General features: G+C 35.4%; 13 protein-coding genes. 5 read left to right on the forward strand and 8 right to left on the reverse strand.

Annotation, left to right across the window (positions count from 1 at the left end):
* Positions 1-5: 5 nt before the first annotated feature.
* The 3 genes from ACN1CN_RS07385 to ACN1CN_RS07395 form a co-directional block, all read right to left on the reverse strand.
* Positions 6-557 (reverse strand): helix-turn-helix domain-containing protein, encoded by a 552-nt coding sequence (locus ACN1CN_RS07385; protein ID WP_264523302.1) that lies wholly within the window; start codon positions 555-557, stop codon positions 6-8.
* A gap of 156 nt (positions 558-713) precedes the next feature.
* The gene (locus tag ACN1CN_RS07390) at positions 714-899 is read right to left on the reverse strand and encodes a CsbD family protein (protein WP_264523303.1); all 186 of its coding nucleotides are present in this window, start codon (positions 897-899) and stop codon (positions 714-716) included.
* 106 nt (positions 900-1,005) lie between these two features.
* Complete coding sequence (locus tag ACN1CN_RS07395) at positions 1,006-1,479, reverse strand: Dps family protein (protein ID WP_419135189.1); 474 nt, start codon at positions 1,477-1,479, stop codon at positions 1,006-1,008.
* Between the two features lie 164 nt (positions 1,480-1,643).
* On the opposite strand from ACN1CN_RS07395, the gene ACN1CN_RS07400 reads away from it, so the two are divergent.
* From ACN1CN_RS07400 to katG, 4 genes are all read left to right on the forward strand, one after another.
* A complete protein-coding gene (locus ACN1CN_RS07400) occupies positions 1,644-3,827 on the forward strand; it encodes a DUF5723 family protein (RefSeq protein WP_419135190.1) in 2,184 nt (727 codons plus the stop codon).
* Between the two features lie 115 nt (positions 3,828-3,942).
* Positions 3,943-4,770: an orotidine-5'-phosphate decarboxylase gene (gene pyrF / locus ACN1CN_RS07405; RefSeq protein ID WP_264523306.1), complete on the forward strand. Its 828-nt coding sequence runs from the start codon at positions 3,943-3,945 to the stop codon at positions 4,768-4,770.
* 159 nt (positions 4,771-4,929) lie between these two features.
* Positions 4,930-5,730, forward strand: a complete 801-nt coding sequence (locus ACN1CN_RS07410; RefSeq protein ID WP_419135191.1) for an ABC transporter substrate-binding protein — start codon at positions 4,930-4,932, stop codon at positions 5,728-5,730.
* Between the two features lie 782 nt (positions 5,731-6,512).
* Positions 6,513-8,717 carry a catalase/peroxidase HPI gene (gene katG / locus ACN1CN_RS07415; RefSeq protein ID WP_419135192.1) on the forward strand — a complete coding sequence of 735 codons (2,205 nt, stop codon included), beginning with the start codon at positions 6,513-6,515 and terminating at the stop codon, positions 8,715-8,717.
* 132 nt (positions 8,718-8,849) lie between these two features.
* Here katG and purU read toward each other — a convergent pair whose 3' ends face one another.
* The 3 genes from purU to ACN1CN_RS07430 form a co-directional block, all read right to left on the reverse strand.
* Entirely contained in the window at positions 8,850-9,704 is an 855-nt protein-coding gene (gene purU / locus ACN1CN_RS07420; RefSeq protein ID WP_419135193.1) for a formyltetrahydrofolate deformylase, read from the reverse strand.
* Between the two features lie 80 nt (positions 9,705-9,784).
* Positions 9,785-10,510 (reverse strand): DUF4197 domain-containing protein, encoded by a 726-nt coding sequence (locus tag ACN1CN_RS07425; RefSeq protein WP_419135194.1) that lies wholly within the window; start codon positions 10,508-10,510, stop codon positions 9,785-9,787.
* A 294-nt stretch (positions 10,511-10,804) separates the two neighbouring features.
* Positions 10,805-12,064: a hypothetical protein gene (locus ACN1CN_RS07430; protein ID WP_419135195.1), complete on the reverse strand. Its 1,260-nt coding sequence runs from the start codon at positions 12,062-12,064 to the stop codon at positions 10,805-10,807.
* 28 nt (positions 12,065-12,092) lie between these two features.
* On the opposite strand from ACN1CN_RS07430, the gene ACN1CN_RS07435 reads away from it, so the two are divergent.
* Positions 12,093-12,239, forward strand: coding sequence for a hypothetical protein (locus ACN1CN_RS07435; protein ID WP_419135196.1), 147 nt, complete (start codon positions 12,093-12,095; stop codon positions 12,237-12,239).
* On the opposite strand, the gene ACN1CN_RS07440 is transcribed toward ACN1CN_RS07435, so the two are convergent.
* Positions 12,229-12,648 (reverse strand): cytochrome c oxidase assembly factor Coa1 family protein, encoded by a 420-nt coding sequence (locus tag ACN1CN_RS07440; RefSeq protein WP_419135197.1) that lies wholly within the window; start codon positions 12,646-12,648, stop codon positions 12,229-12,231. The genes ACN1CN_RS07435 and ACN1CN_RS07440 overlap by 11 nt on opposite strands.
* A gap of 147 nt (positions 12,649-12,795) precedes the next feature.
* A complete protein-coding gene (locus ACN1CN_RS07445; protein WP_419135198.1) occupies positions 12,796-14,373 on the reverse strand; it encodes a L,D-transpeptidase family protein in 1,578 nt (525 codons plus the stop codon).
* Between the last annotated feature and the right edge of the window lie 168 nt (positions 14,374-14,541).

Consider the following 14,541-nt stretch of genomic DNA (forward strand, 5'->3'; position numbering starts at 1 on the left):
GGATTTTAGTTTAAATTTTCTCTTCGTTTCTTAATTATTCTCTGAAAAGCTGAGGGTGTAATTCCGGTGGTGTTTTTAAACTGTGTACTCAAATGGGCTACACTTGAATAGTTGAGTAAAAATGCAATTTCGGTCAGACTCATTTCGTTGATAATAATTAATTGTTTTGCTCTTTCAATCTTCTGTAAAATGATAAAATTTTCGATAGAAGAATAGGTTACTTCCGAAAACACATTCGACAAGTAGCCATAACTATGGTTGAGCTTTTCGGCTAAAAATACAGAACTTTTGTAATTGTTGTTGTCTTCCATGAAAACAAGTTCAATTATAGCATCTTTTATTTTTTGAACCAGAACACTTTTTTGATTTTCAACAACTTCAAAACCACACGGGCCCAATTTTTCTTTTAAAGCTTCAAGTGCCTCAGCATCCATATTATCATTGATTTCAATTTCACCAAAACCAAGGGTCGTAAAATTTATTTTATGCTGATCCAGATTGTGCTTTAAAAAAAGTGAACAAATGGTGTTGATGTCAAACTTTATAAATAGTTTCATTCTATAAAAATTTGGTTAAAGATACTTAATTTAAATTTGGTTACACCGTTTAACAATTGTTAGAAATTTACTAATATTTGAAATAATAAAGAAAATTCTCAAAAAAATACCGTCTAATATTTATACTAGACGGTATCCCGATTGAGCCAGAAAGGGTTACAAATCTGAGAGGATTTGATGAAATTCTTCTTTTGTTTTTCCCAGTTTTTGCTGAATTCTTCCGTACATTTCGTCTTCTTTTCCTTCAGCAAACATCAAATCATCATCCGTCAGAGTTGCAAATTTTTGCTTCAGTTTTCCTTTTAACTCATTCCAATTTCCTTTTATTTCTGTAATATTCATGACCTTAAGTTTTAAAGATTAATAGTATTGTAAAGTTGCAGATTAGTTGTTGGTTTTCTGTTACATCCATTTAAAGAAGAGTTGTATAATTCACATTTTGAGCTTTTTAAGCCTGATAGCGGCGCAAAACCCAGGCCATTTTTTCGTGTTCCTGAAGCAATCCGGTTACAAAATCGGCCGAACCTGCATCGTTATTCTCCGCTTCAAAAACCGGAATATAGTCCCGAAACTCCGTCACCAACTGCTCGTGGTTGTCTAAAAGTTCTTTTAACATTTGTTTCTGTGAAGGGTATTCTTTTGGAGACTCTTTTAGCGTTGAATTCTCGATAAATTCTTTCATGGTTCCAATTGTTTTGTCTCCTAGCTGACTGATGCGTTCTGCAACTTCGTCAATATGGGCTTCCAGAATGCGGTACTGCTCTTCAAATAATTGGTGTAATTCCATAAAGCTGTTTCCCGAAATATTCCAGTGAAATTTTCTGGTTTTCACATAAAGGGTCATTTCGTTGGATAAAATCGTGGCTAATAGCGCCGTACTCTTTTTTAAATTTTTTGGTGTTATTCCAATATGAGGGATCATAATTGTCTGATTAAAGGTTGTTTACCAAAAATAGAAAATGAGCCTTCTGATCTTCTTACATAATTTGTTAAAGAAGTTACAGGAATTCAATGTTTACTTAACCTGTTTGTGATTCAAATAGTGTAGTTTTGCCGCCGAATTTACCCAAACAAAAACAAATTTTAATGAAAAAAACTTTACTCAGTTTATTACTTATTGCAATTACTTTTTCGGCGAGATCTCAATCTTATCTGGGATACACGCACGATAATTATGCAGGTGTTCAAAGTGTTCTTTTTAATCCGGCTTCTATCGCTGATTCTCGTTTTAAAACCGATATTAACCTGTTCTCGATCAGTGGATCGGTATCGAATGATCTTTACGGTGTTCGTCTTTTTGATGTGTACAAAAAAGGATATGATTTTGACCGTCAGTCGATCATGACACCGGCTAACGCCAACAATGGTTTGGCTAATTTTGATATCATGGGGCCTTCTTTCATGTTTAATATTGCTCCAAAACATACGATTGCTGTTTTTACAAGAGCCAGATCTGTTACTAATGCCTATAATGTTAATGGTAGCCTTGTAAATGAAGTGAAAGATGGTTTAGATCATGCCAGTAATTTTAATTTTAACTTAGGCAATCCAAATGCAGTTTCTAATTCATGGGGAGAAGTTGGTCTTTCTTATGCTGCCGTTTTATGGCAAAATAACCAACATTTCTTAAAAGGAGGTTTAACTGCAAAGTACCTTCAGGGAGGTGTAAACGGTTACGCTCAGGGCAGAGGAGTAAAAGTGGCGTTTGTAGAAAACAAAGCTAACCCAAGAGCCAGCACTCTTCTTTCTGAAGGAGAAGTAACGATAGGAGCGAGCCAGGATTTTGAGGCTAATGAAGATTATAAATTTGATGCAAATTCAAATGGTTTCGGTTTTGACTTTGGACTTGTTTACGAATGGAGACCGGAATATGAAAAATACGATTTAAACAAAGCAAAAAGAGCCGACAATAACTTTCGTGATTTAAACAAATACAAAGTACGTTTTGGTCTTTCGGTTACTGATATTGGTTCGATTAACTACAGGAATTCAAAATTAGATACCTATAATGTTACCGGAGTTGTAACAGAGAAAATGATAAATGATGCTGATAATCTTTATGATTTCCTAAACGAGCATTATACAAAGGTTTCAACTTCTAAAGGAGTTAAAACAAACTTACCAACGGCTATTCATGCCGATGTAGATTGGAACATGTACAGAAAATTCTACCTGAATTTAAATGGTGACATCAGCATGGTGAGCGATTCTAAATTAAACGGAAGCAGTATTGCCAATCGTGTGAGCCTAACGCCTCGTTATGAAAGCAGATGGTTTAGTTTTTATGTACCAATGACCTGGATGGAATATAGTGGAATGCAGGTAGGATCAGGGATTCGCTTAGGTGCTTTCTTTGTGGGTTCAGGTTCTGTTATTACCAATTTGGTTTCAAAAGAATCAAAAGCGGCTGATTTTCACCTTGGTGTAAAATTACCGGTTTACGAGAAGAAATTCAAAGATACAGATGAAGACGGTGTTATCGATAAAGAAGATGCTTGTAGAAAAGTAGCTGGTCCGGAAGAAAATAAAGGTTGTCCTTGGCCAGATACAGATGGAGATAAAGTTTTTGATAAAGATGATGTTTGTCCTAATGTTCCGGGTCCTGTTGAAAACAAAGGATGTCCGTGGCCTGATACAGACGGAGATACTTTATTAGACAATGTAGATGCTTGTCCTGCGGTTGCGGGTCCTGTTGAAAACAAAGGTTGTCCATGGTCTGATACAGACAAAGACGGAATTTTAGACAAAGATGACGCTTGTCCGGAAGCTGCTGGTCCGTTAGAAAATAAAGGATGTCCAATTTTGGATGCTGACAAAGATGGAGTTTTAGACAAGGATGATGCTTGCCCATTAGTATATGGTCCTGCAGAAAACAACGGTTGTCCTAAAGTTACCAAAGAAACATTGGCACAGCTAAAAGTGGAAGCGAAATCTATTTTCTTTACCACTGGAAAAGCAACTTTAAGTGATGCCAGAAAAGGAGAAACTTCAGGCAGATTAGATGCGATCAAAGAAATTCTGAAAAACTATCCAAATGCTAAGTTTGCGATTAACGGACACACTGATAACGTAGGTAATCCTAAAACAAATAAGAAATTATCTGAAGCAAGAGCAAAAGTAGTAATGGAGGCTCTGATTGCAAAAGGAGTAAATCCGGCGAACTTAAGTTCACAAGGATTTGGATCTGCAAAACCGGTTCAATCCAACAAAACAGCTAAAGGAAGAGCAGAGAACAGAAGAACAGAAATTGTTTATTTAGGCAATTTGTAAGCTGAATTTGAATATAAAACCAAAAAGCCATTCGTAATTGAATGGCTTTTTTTATTTTTGCATACTTCTAAAATGGAAGTATTTCTACTGCATTAGAAGAACTAAAAAATCAAGAATGACAACACAACAACTACACGAACAAATTCTATTAAAAAAATCATTTTTATGCGTTGGACTGGATCCCGATCTGACCAAAATTCCACCTCATTTATTAGAAACCGAAGATCCTATTTTTGAATTCAATAAAGCAATAATTGATGCCACTCATGATTTGGCTGTGGGATACAAACCCAACACTGCTTTTTTTGAAGCTTATGGATTAAAAGGATGGCTTTCGCTTCAGAAAACCATTGAATACATCAACGAGAATTTTCCGGAAATGTTTACCATTGCCGATGCAAAACGCGGTGACATAGGAAACACATCAAGCATGTATGCCAAAGCTTTTTTTGAAGATTTGAATTTTGACAGTGTAACCGTTGCTCCTTATATGGGGAAAGATTCGGTAGAGCCGTTTTTGGCTTTTGAAAATAAACATACCATTATGCTGGCGCTGACATCAAACGAAGGAGCTTTTGATTTTCAGACGTTAAACGTTAACGGAAAAGAATTATACAAACAAGTTTTAGAAACTTCCAAGACCTGGAAAAACAGCCACAATCTGATGTACGTAGTAGGCGCTACAAAAGCGGAGTATTTTACTGAAGTCAGAAAAATTGTTCCGGATAACTTTTTGCTAGTTCCTGGAATCGGTGCTCAGGGCGGAAGTTTATCTGAAGTTTGCAAATACGGAATGAACGATCAGGTTGGTTTATTGGTCAATTCAGCCAGAGCAATTATCTACGCCTCAAAAGGAACTGACTTTGCTGAAAAAGCAAGGGAAGAAGCTCTTAAGGTTCAAAAAGAAATGGAAGAGATTATTACCTCAAAGTTTCAAGTTTAAAGTTTCAAGTTATTTTACTTTGAGAATTTAAACACAAAGTTCGCAAAGGATTACGCTATGAACGCAAAGTTATTTTTTGCGAACCCTGCGGAAAATCTTTGCGAACTTTGCGGTTAAAGAACCTGAAACTTGAAACTTCAAACTTGAAACAAAAAAAGCATGAAACAAATAGTAGACCAGATCGGAACTTTACATACTTTCGAAACCGCCCCAAAACGAATTATCTCGTTGGTTCCTTCTCAGACGGAATTGCTTTACGATTTAGGTTTAGAAGAGAAAATCATCGGAATCACTAAGTTTTGTGTGCATCCCTATCATTTTAAGTCGACTAAAAAAATGGTGGGAGGAACCAAGAAGATTCATTTTGAAAAAATAAAACTATTGCAGCCCGATATTATCATTTGCAATAAAGAAGAAAATACTCCTGAGATTGTAGCACAGTTAAGCACAATTTGCCCGGTTTGGGTAACCAATATTGTTTCTATTGAAGATAATTTCCAAATGATTTCGGATTTTGGCCAGCTCTTCAACTGCAGAACCGAAGCTCAAAAATGGAATAATAAGTTAACCTTCGCTTTGGACGATTTTAAAAAATACATTCAGGATATTCCGGAGAAAAAAGCAGCTTACTTTATTTGGAAAAATCCCTATATGGTAGCAGGAAACGATACTTATATTAATGAGTTATTGAAGTTGAATCATTTTCAGAATATTTATGGTGACAAAGGCCGTTATCCTGAAATTGAACTCAAAAAAATGCGTTTGGAAGGCGATCCTGATTTGGTTTTCCTTTCGTCAGAGCCCTATCCGTTTAAAGAAGAAGATGCCTTTGAGATTGGGCGCTTTACACATCACGCCAAAACTATTTTCGTCGACGGCGAAATGTTCTCCTGGCATGGAAGCCGATTGTTAAAGGCTTTTGCTTATTTTAAAATACTACAGGAAAGATTGAAGAATTAAATTTCAAAAAATGTAAATCCCAAAAAATAAATCCCAAAAATCAAATTCCAAATTCCAAACTTGCTATAGATTTGGAATTTGGATTTTTTTTATTGGAATTTAGCTGAAAAATAAATCCCAAAATTTAAACTCCAAATTCCAAGCTTAGTATAAATTGGAATTAGCAGACAAATAAATCCCAAAAGTAAATTCCAAATTCCAAACTTACTATAAAATTGGAATTTGGAATTTTTTCATTGGAATTTAGTAGAAAAATAAATCCCAAAATGTAAATTCCAAATTTCAAGCTTACTATAAATTGGGATTTGGAATTTTTTCATTGGAATTTAGCAAAAAAAATAGACCCCAAATACCAGTTCAGCATAAATTGGAATTTGGTTTTTTTTTTATTGGAATTTAATCAAAAAGTATTTGAATTTGATCAAAAAAAAATGCCGGCATCTCGAAGACGCCGGCATCATTTAACTAACCAAAACCAAAATAATAAATAACCAGTTTATTACACTACAAAGATCCAACTTATATGGATGTTTTGCTGTTAAGGTTTTGTTATTACTTTGTTGAACATAAGTTAAGATTTTTTGATTCGCTGTTTTGAGCTTTCTGTAGCGTTAAATAATTTTTGACTATTAAAATATAAAAACAATCAATTTTGTTTATTAATATCGCAAAGATAAGTTTGTATATTTGATAAAGTGTTAAATATCAATGCGGTGTGGTTTCTTAAAAAAATTAGCATTTGGTAGGCGACCATTAATTTTAATCAAAAAAAACAGAAAAAAATGAGTGATTCAAACGAAAGTAAATGTCCTTTTCATAATGGGCAAATGAAAGAAACTGCTGGTACAGGAACTTCTAATAAAGATTGGTGGCCAAATCGGTTAAATTTAAACATACTACGTCAGCATTCTAATTTGTCAGATCCGATGGAAAAAGGTTTTAACTATGCTGAAGCATTTAAAACTTTAGATTTGAATGCTGTCAAAAAGGACCTTTTTGATTTGATGAAAGATTCGCAGGATTGGTGGCCGGCAGATTATGGTCATTATGGGCCTTTATTTATTCGTATGGCCTGGCACAGTGCAGGAACTTACCGTATATCTGATGGTCGTGGAGGCGCGAGTTCAGGAAACCAGCGTTTTGCTCCTTTAAACAGTTGGCCGGATAATGGTAATCTGGATAAAGCACGTTTTTTACTTTGGCCAATTAAACAAAAATATGGCAATAAAATTTCCTGGGCCGATTTGATGATCTTAACCGGTAACTGTGCTTTGGAATCTATGGGATTTAAAACTTTTGGTTTTGCAGGCGGAAGAGAAGACGTTTGGGAACCGGAACAAGATGTGAACTGGGGTTCAGAAATAGAATGGTTAGCTACCAGTGATAAACCTTATAGCAGGTATACTGGTGATCGAAATTTAGAGAATCCACTTGCAGCCGTACAGATGGGATTAATATATGTAAACCCGGAAGGTCCGGACGGTAATCCAGATCCGCTAGGTTCGGCCAGAGATATCAGAGAGACTTTTGCAAGAATGGCAATGGATGATGCCGAAACAGTTGCCTTGGTGGCGGGTGGTCATACTTTCGGAAAAGCTCATGGAGCCGGAGATGCTGCCTTAGTAGGAGCGGAACCGGAAGGTGCAAGTATTGAACAAATGGGATTTGGCTGGAAAAGCAGTTTTGGTACCGGAGTAGGGGAAGATGCCATCACAAGCGGAATCGAAGGAGCATGGAAACCAAATCCGACGACCTGGGATAATGGTTATTTTGAAACCTTGTTTAAATACGATTGGAAATTGACTAAAAGCCCTGCAGGAGCACATCAGTGGACACCAACAGATGAAAGCGCCGCTACAACCGTAGAAGATGCTCATAATCCGGCCAAGCGACACGCTCCGATGATGACAACAGCCGATTTGGCCTTGAAACTGGATCCGATTTACGAACCAATTTCAAGAGACTTTTTCCAGAATTTCGACAAATTTGCAGACGCTTTTGCAAGAGCCTGGTACAAGTTGACGCACAGAGATATGGGGCCGATTTCACGTTATTTAGGTCCTGAAGTTCCGAGTGAAATATTAATTTGGCAAGACCCGATTCCTGCGGCTAAAGGGGAGTTGACTTATAATGATATTGCGGCTTTAAAAGATAAAATTCTTTCCAGTGGTTTGTCGGTTTCACAATTAGTAAATACGGCCTGGGCATCGGCTTCTACATTCCGTGGTTCTGATAAGCGCGGGGGAGCTAATGGTGCCCGTATTCGTTTCGAACCACAAATCAGTTGGGAAGTTAATGCAGGAGGACAGGTCAAAAAAGTATTGGCAGTTTTAGAAAGCATACAAAATGATTTTGCTAATTCGGGAAAATCAGTGTCTATCGCAGATTTAATTGTTTTAGGAGGATCTGCTGCAATTGAAAAAGCAGCATCAAATGCCGGTTTATCAGTAGACGTTCCATTTGCACAGGGAAGAGGCGACGCTATTTTAGAACAAACGGATGTACATTCGTTTGACGCGTTGGAGCCAAAAGCTGATGGATTTAGAAACTATAAAAGTGCCACAACATCTGCCATTACCGAAGAACTTTTAGTAGACAGAGCACAATTGTTAACGTTGTCAGTACCAGAAATGACGGTATTGATTGGAGGATTGAGAGTATTGAATGCCAATTATGACGGTTCAAAACATGGTGTACTCACAACAAAAGCCGAAACATTGAGTAATGATTTCTTTGTGAACCTGTTAGATTTGAGAACAACCTGGAAGGCCAGCGATGAAATCGGAGAAGTTTTCGAAGGACGCAACCGCGCTACGGGAGAAGTAAAATGGACAGCAACCCGTGCAGATCTTATATTTGGTTCCAATTCTGAACTTCGTGCTTTAGCGGAAGTTTATGCGGGCAATGATGCCAAAGAAAAATTTGTAAAAGATTTTGTCTCAGCATGGACCAAAGTAATGAATCTTGACCGATTTGATTTACGTTAATAAAAAGGTTTAAAGGCTCAGAGGAACAAAGTTTTTCCTCTAAATAAACAAACCCGACAGGTTTTTAAAACCTGTCGGGTTTACTTTTTAAAAATATACGTTCAGAACCTTTGTCCCTTTGAACCTTTGCCCCTAAGAAAAAACAATCGTTTTATTGCTGTAAACCATCGTTTTACGTTCGGCATGTAGTTTTATAGCTCTGGCTAAAACGATGCGTTCTAAATCGCGTCCTTTCATGATAAAATCTTCAACGGAGTGAATGTGCGAAACTCTCGAAATATCCTGTTCGATGATTGGTCCTTCGTCCAGTTCTGCTGTTACGTAATGACTGGTTGCTCCAATGATTTTAACGCCGCGTTTAAAAGCCGAATGATAGGGTTTCGCCCCCGGAAAGGCCGGTAAAAACGAATGATGAATATTAATGATTTTATTTTCGTAAAGTGAAATCAGTTTAGGCGTGATGATTTGCATATAACGCGCCAAAACAATAAAATTGATCTGATATCTTTTTAAAAGCTCAATTTGTTTTGCTTCCCCTTCTTCCTTAATGTCTTTTGTAAAAGGCACACAGTGAAACGGAATATCAAATCGCTCTGCAATCGCTCGTAAATCGTTATGATTACTAATGATCAGAGGAATTTCTACATTTAATTCACCTGCGCTGTAACGCCCAAGGATATCAAACAAACAATGATCGTATTTAGAAACAAAAAGCGCCATTTTAGGCTTTTGTTCCTGTTTGTACAAATCCCAGGACATATTAAAATCGGCCGCAATCGTTTTGCTAAAATCTTCTTTTATCGATTCGGGACTCACCTGATTGTTGGTAAGTTCACATTCTAATCGCATAAAAAACACATTTTGTTCTACATCAACATGCTGATCGATATAGATAATGTTTCCTTCTACTTTAGCAATAAAAGTAGTCACTGCGGCAATGATTCCTTTTTGATCTTTACAGTGAATTAAAATGGTAATTTTTTGCATTTTGGCTCTTGGTTAATCGGTTAATTGTATTTGTTGAACCGTAAATTCGATTAAACGATTAAACAGTTTAACAATAAAAATTATTTTTTGTCCTGCATGGCAAATACCTTTTTCAATAAAGGAGATGTTCTCGCATTGATATTGGTACGGATGTCTTTTTCTTCCACAGCAATCATTTTAAAAACACCTGCCAAAGCCTGATTTGTTGTGTAATCCGTTAAATCAGGATTTACTTTTCGTACTAAAGGAATAGTGTTGTATTTCTTGATGATGTTGGTCCAGATCACATCGGCACCTACTTTTTCAAAAGAGGTTTTGATTACCGGATTGAATTTTCCGTATAAAGCTGTTGTGGTACTGTTTTGTAAATAACTGGTTGCTGCATTTTCATTACCAAGTAAAATATTTTTGGCATCGGTAAAGGACATGTTTTTAACGGCAGAAACAAATATTGGTGTTGCTTCTTTAACAGCATCTTCGGCAGCACGGTTAAGTACTTTGATTCCTTCATCGGCAAGAGAGGACAATCCGATTTTTCGTAAGGTAGCGTCAACCCTTTGTAATTCTTCCGGCATTAAGATTTTTACGGCTTCATTTTTATAAAAACCATCCTCAGCGGTTAATTTGCTTACTTGCTTCGTAATTCCTTTGTTCAGGGCTTCTTTTAATCCCGAAGCGATATCAACACCACTATTGCCTTTAATTTTTGACGACAGTTGAGATAATTGGTCTAAGGTTTTTTGTACCTGAGCATAAGAACTAAAAGAAAAGGTAAGGGCAAGTGATAGAATTAAAATCTTTTTCATTAAATGAGTTTTATAAGTTTCAAAAATACTACTTATTCAAAAATAAAGCCACAATTTTATTTCAGGAGGGTAAACAATTTGTTGCATCCTTAACATTGGGTTTTTGGAGGTTCTAAGATGCTGAGGTTCTGAGGGGCTAAGCTTTTATTGTTTTCAGAACTTTATTACCTCAGTATCTTAGTACCTTAGTACCTTTTTAAGACAGAGGAAGATATCGTATAAATGCAAAAGAGGCTCAATTTTAGCAATTGAACCTCTTTTAATTTTTTGTACCGTGTAGTACTAAATGTATTTTTATTTTTGAATTACAAATTTACCGTCTTTCTCACAGTAAACATCATTCGAGCTCGATTCGTATTTTTTGAAACATGAATCTCCTGTTTTTTCCACTAAAATAAAGCTGTTGTTGTACGAAATGAATTTTAGCTCAAGACCTTTATCAGTGGTAATGGTTGTTTTATCATTCACTACTACAAAATCAACTTCTCCATTATCTTTGTACGCCCAAACCTTTGCTTCTGTTGGATCATTAGATTGCATAATGCCACCCTCTGCGTGATTGGTAAAACGATCGGTTTTTAATTTTCCTGTCAGCTTTTTGTCATTTTGAGATACACTTCCGTTGATGTAGATAAAGTAAGCAGAATCAAATGTTGGATTTTCAACTTTGGCCGTTAAGTTTTTCTGGTTAACGGTCATTAAACTTGTGATATTTGCTTTGGCATCGTCTGGCCATAAACTCATCATACCGGCACCTTGTTTGGCTGTTTCAAGATATTCTAAAGACTTATCAAAATTTAGCAGAAACATTTGTGTCAAAGCAAGGTTCAGGTAAATTACTTTGTTGTAATCTTTCGGCTTTAATTTTTTGTATTCTTTACCAACATAACTCAAGTAGAATTTTTCTAATTCAGTAAGGTACGATTGGTCTAAAGAATTGGCTGCAATTTTGTTTAAAAACTCATCTGTTTTAGTATTAAACTCAACAAGTTCAGGAAACTCCTCCGCTTTCTCAAACAAACCGTAGTTTAAAGCAAATTCTTTTTCAGTTGCAAGAATGTTATTGTCAGTAAGGTATTTGTATCCAATGTTATTCAAATCACTGGCTAAACTTTGATTTGGTTTTCCGTTAACATAAGTACCAGAATACATTTTAGCATTTGTACCTTTTTCATATAAGATTTCATTGTTTTTTCCTAAAACTAAATATTTGAAATCCCCATCTAAAAGGTAGGTACCATTATCGGCTCTTTTGTAAGTAGCTCCTTTGTATCCCATTAAAACGCGAACGTCAGGATTTGTTGTATCTTTTTTAGTGTAATCTTCAATTGTATTTTTAACAACATTATGCTCATAAGTTTTTGAATTCTTCTTAGCATAAGTCGCATTCCAGGTATCATCTCCCTGGATGATAATGTTGTAGGTTTTAATGTTTTTGAAAGAATCCGATTTTGGGATGGTAATTTTAACTTTTTTCTTGTTAGTGTCTGCTTTTTGAGCATAAGAAGTACTGCTGATTAGGGTTAGCAGTAAGAACAATGTAATTTTTCTCATAGGTTAATTTTTGCCCAAATATAGGAATATGGACGAGAAGCAAACTACTAAAAAGAATGTTTTTAAAGAGAAAAAAACCTTGCGAAATAAACGGTATTCCATCAGTTATTTACGCAGCTGGATCTTAGAATTAATATTGAATCTGGTTGGTTTGGAGTGGAATTTTACTTTTTAAGTAAATCAATTTGTTCTTTAGTGTCTTCAACATAAAGACTCATTTCCTCGTATTTCCATGTTCCGTTTTTGGTCCCCACCACAAATAAAGTCCCTCTGCTTTTAGAACCTCTTATTGGAATCTGTAAGTCGCAATGTTCTATGTCGTTGCTCGAATTAACACTGCCTGAGGCAATTCCGTTATCTTCAATTGGACTGCCCAGTTTCTCCAGTACTATGGTATTATGCTGCGCTTCGTTCATGGCCGCTTTATAAGAATCGGATTCTTTGAGCATAGAAGTTATTCCAAAGAAAAGTCCGGCTATAAACAAACCAAACAGCACCAGAAGGCTCAAACATCCTGTTGGTACAAACCATTTCCAGTTTCTGTCCCACCAGCTTTTTCTAACTTCAGTATAATCGTCTTCCATAAAAAGGGTAATTTTAGATTTGAGTTTGAAGGATTAAAGATACTATTATTCTTCCAAACTCTTAATTCAAATCTAAAATTACCCATTAAAAATTACAGCTTCAATTAAAAATCTTTTGATGAAGCGAACTAACTAATTCGCTAGACTTTAGTTAGATACTACTCCCGTCTGAGGAGAAACCGTTTGGTTTAATTCACTATCTCGCTCATAAACATCCTGAAAGAAACCAATTTCTCCATTTTCATTGACCAGCGAAGTAAAATAAGTAATATAAATAGGTATTTTTTTAGTTAGTTTAAAACTGTTTTCGGTTTTACCCGCCATAGCTTTATCAATTTTATCGGGAGTCCATTCAGGATAATCTTTAAGCATGGCAGCAGCTAATTCTTTTGCCATTTTTACGTTTATACAACCATGACTGAACGTTCTTTTTTCAAAATCGAATAAAGTTTTAGATGGAGTATCATGCATATAGATGTAATCAGGGTTCGGAAACATAAATTTTACCAATCCTAAAGAATTATCCGGTCCTGGTTTTTGTCGTACCTGACCATTTACGATTTCCATATTCTTTTTGGCCAGATAATTTTTATCCTCAGCGATTTTACTTTTCAACTCATTGTTTACAATACTTTGCGGAACGGTCCAGTAAGGGCTAAAAACGATTCTCTCAATTTCGCCATTAAAAATGGTTGTTTTAGTTAATGGTGCTCCAACAAAAACACTGGAAGTTAGTTGCACCTTCCCATTTTTTACATAAATCAATTCATACGAAGGAACGTTGACTAAAACATACTCATCGCAACCGGCCATTTGATCTGAAATAGTACGACATCTCTCCATGTTAAGTTTTAGGGTTTCCATTTTATCGGCAAGAGGAACATTCATTTCTTTAATATGTTCTTCTGCTAAAATATAGTTAGGTTTGAAACCGTTACGAACTTTATATTTCATTACAGCATCCATTAATTCACGGTCGTAAACGTTACTTTTAGAATCATTTTTTAAATCTCCCAATAAGTATAAACGGGTTCTGACTTGGGCGATAGTATTTGAAACAGCATCCGGACGCAAATCTTTATAAGGTGTTTCTTCCGGAACAATAGGTTTCCATTTATTAGAACGGTCTAGTTTTTTATATTTTTTCAGAACGTCCTGTAATTTATAATATTGATCATAGGTTACTTTAACATTTTCAGTGGTCGAAGTAGTGGCTTCTTCGATTGTACTGTAATTTAAAAAATCTTTCAGCATAGCATCATACGATATTTTTTTCCCGGCATCTGCATTACTTTTTTTAGCGTAAGCAATATATAAAGTGCTCAAAAGCATATCTGCATCTATTTTAGACAGCTTTGTTGTCGCTGAAGAAGAAAAAAGAGCATCGATTTCTTTTTGATAAGGAACAACTAAATCATTCGTTTTTTTAGCTTTTTGATATAATGCAGAACCAAACTCATTGATGGCATCTTCATCAAACCAAATAGTTCCCGGAGTTCTGTTTTTGTATAATGACATGACGTCAGACTTATATTTTTTCAAATCAGAATATCTTTTAAAGAAGTCATTTGAAATTTCGTTTACATTATCAGAACCTGAATTCTTGTAAAAGGGTGCGATAGTTGAAGTTTTTTTATAAGAAACGTTCTTATGATCAGTTTTGGCAAAAGAAGACATAAAAAAACTTAGGACTATAATTAGGCTGAGTGGATATAATGTTTTCATTTTTTTAATTTTTACATTGTTACTTTTGTAGGTAGTTTTAAGTAAAAATTTGGGGTTTTTCTATACTACTAAATTAGTTTACAATACTGGTTTTCAAGTTGTTGTATTTTGTTTAAATATTTCAAGATTGCCATGTTGTTAACATTTTTATAAGACTTATATAGGATA

The organism is Flavobacterium sp. T12S277 (assembly GCF_048514875.1).
GTDB lineage: Bacteria > Bacteroidota > Bacteroidia > Flavobacteriales > Flavobacteriaceae > Flavobacterium.

What these genes read in the sequence shown, in the direction of transcription:
- ACN1CN_RS07385 (WP_264523302.1), bottom strand. Translation starts at nt 557, where the DNA reads ATGAAACTATTTATAAAGTTTGACATCAACACCATTTGTTCACTTTTT.
- ACN1CN_RS07390 (WP_264523303.1), bottom strand. Translation starts at nt 899, where the DNA reads ATGAATATTACAGAAATAAAAGGAAATTGGAATGAGTTAAAAGGAAAA.
- ACN1CN_RS07395 (WP_419135189.1), bottom strand. Translation starts at nt 1,479, where the DNA reads ATGATCCCTCATATTGGAATAACACCAAAAAATTTAAAAAAGAGTACG.
- ACN1CN_RS07400 (WP_419135190.1), top strand. Translation starts at nt 1,644, where the DNA reads ATGAAAAAAACTTTACTCAGTTTATTACTTATTGCAATTACTTTTTCG.
- pyrF (WP_264523306.1), top strand. Translation starts at nt 3,943, where the DNA reads ATGACAACACAACAACTACACGAACAAATTCTATTAAAAAAATCATTT.
- ACN1CN_RS07410 (WP_419135191.1), top strand. Translation starts at nt 4,930, where the DNA reads ATGAAACAAATAGTAGACCAGATCGGAACTTTACATACTTTCGAAACC.
- katG (WP_419135192.1), top strand. Translation starts at nt 6,513, where the DNA reads ATGAGTGATTCAAACGAAAGTAAATGTCCTTTTCATAATGGGCAAATG.
- purU (WP_419135193.1), bottom strand. Translation starts at nt 9,704, where the DNA reads ATGCAAAAAATTACCATTTTAATTCACTGTAAAGATCAAAAAGGAATC.
- ACN1CN_RS07425 (WP_419135194.1), bottom strand. Translation starts at nt 10,510, where the DNA reads ATGAAAAAGATTTTAATTCTATCACTTGCCCTTACCTTTTCTTTTAGT.
- ACN1CN_RS07430 (WP_419135195.1), bottom strand. Translation starts at nt 12,064, where the DNA reads ATGAGAAAAATTACATTGTTCTTACTGCTAACCCTAATCAGCAGTACT.
- ACN1CN_RS07435 (WP_419135196.1), top strand. Translation starts at nt 12,093, where the DNA reads ATGGACGAGAAGCAAACTACTAAAAAGAATGTTTTTAAAGAGAAAAAA.
- ACN1CN_RS07440 (WP_419135197.1), bottom strand. Translation starts at nt 12,648, where the DNA reads ATGGAAGACGATTATACTGAAGTTAGAAAAAGCTGGTGGGACAGAAAC.
- ACN1CN_RS07445 (WP_419135198.1), bottom strand. Translation starts at nt 14,373, where the DNA reads ATGAAAACATTATATCCACTCAGCCTAATTATAGTCCTAAGTTTTTTT.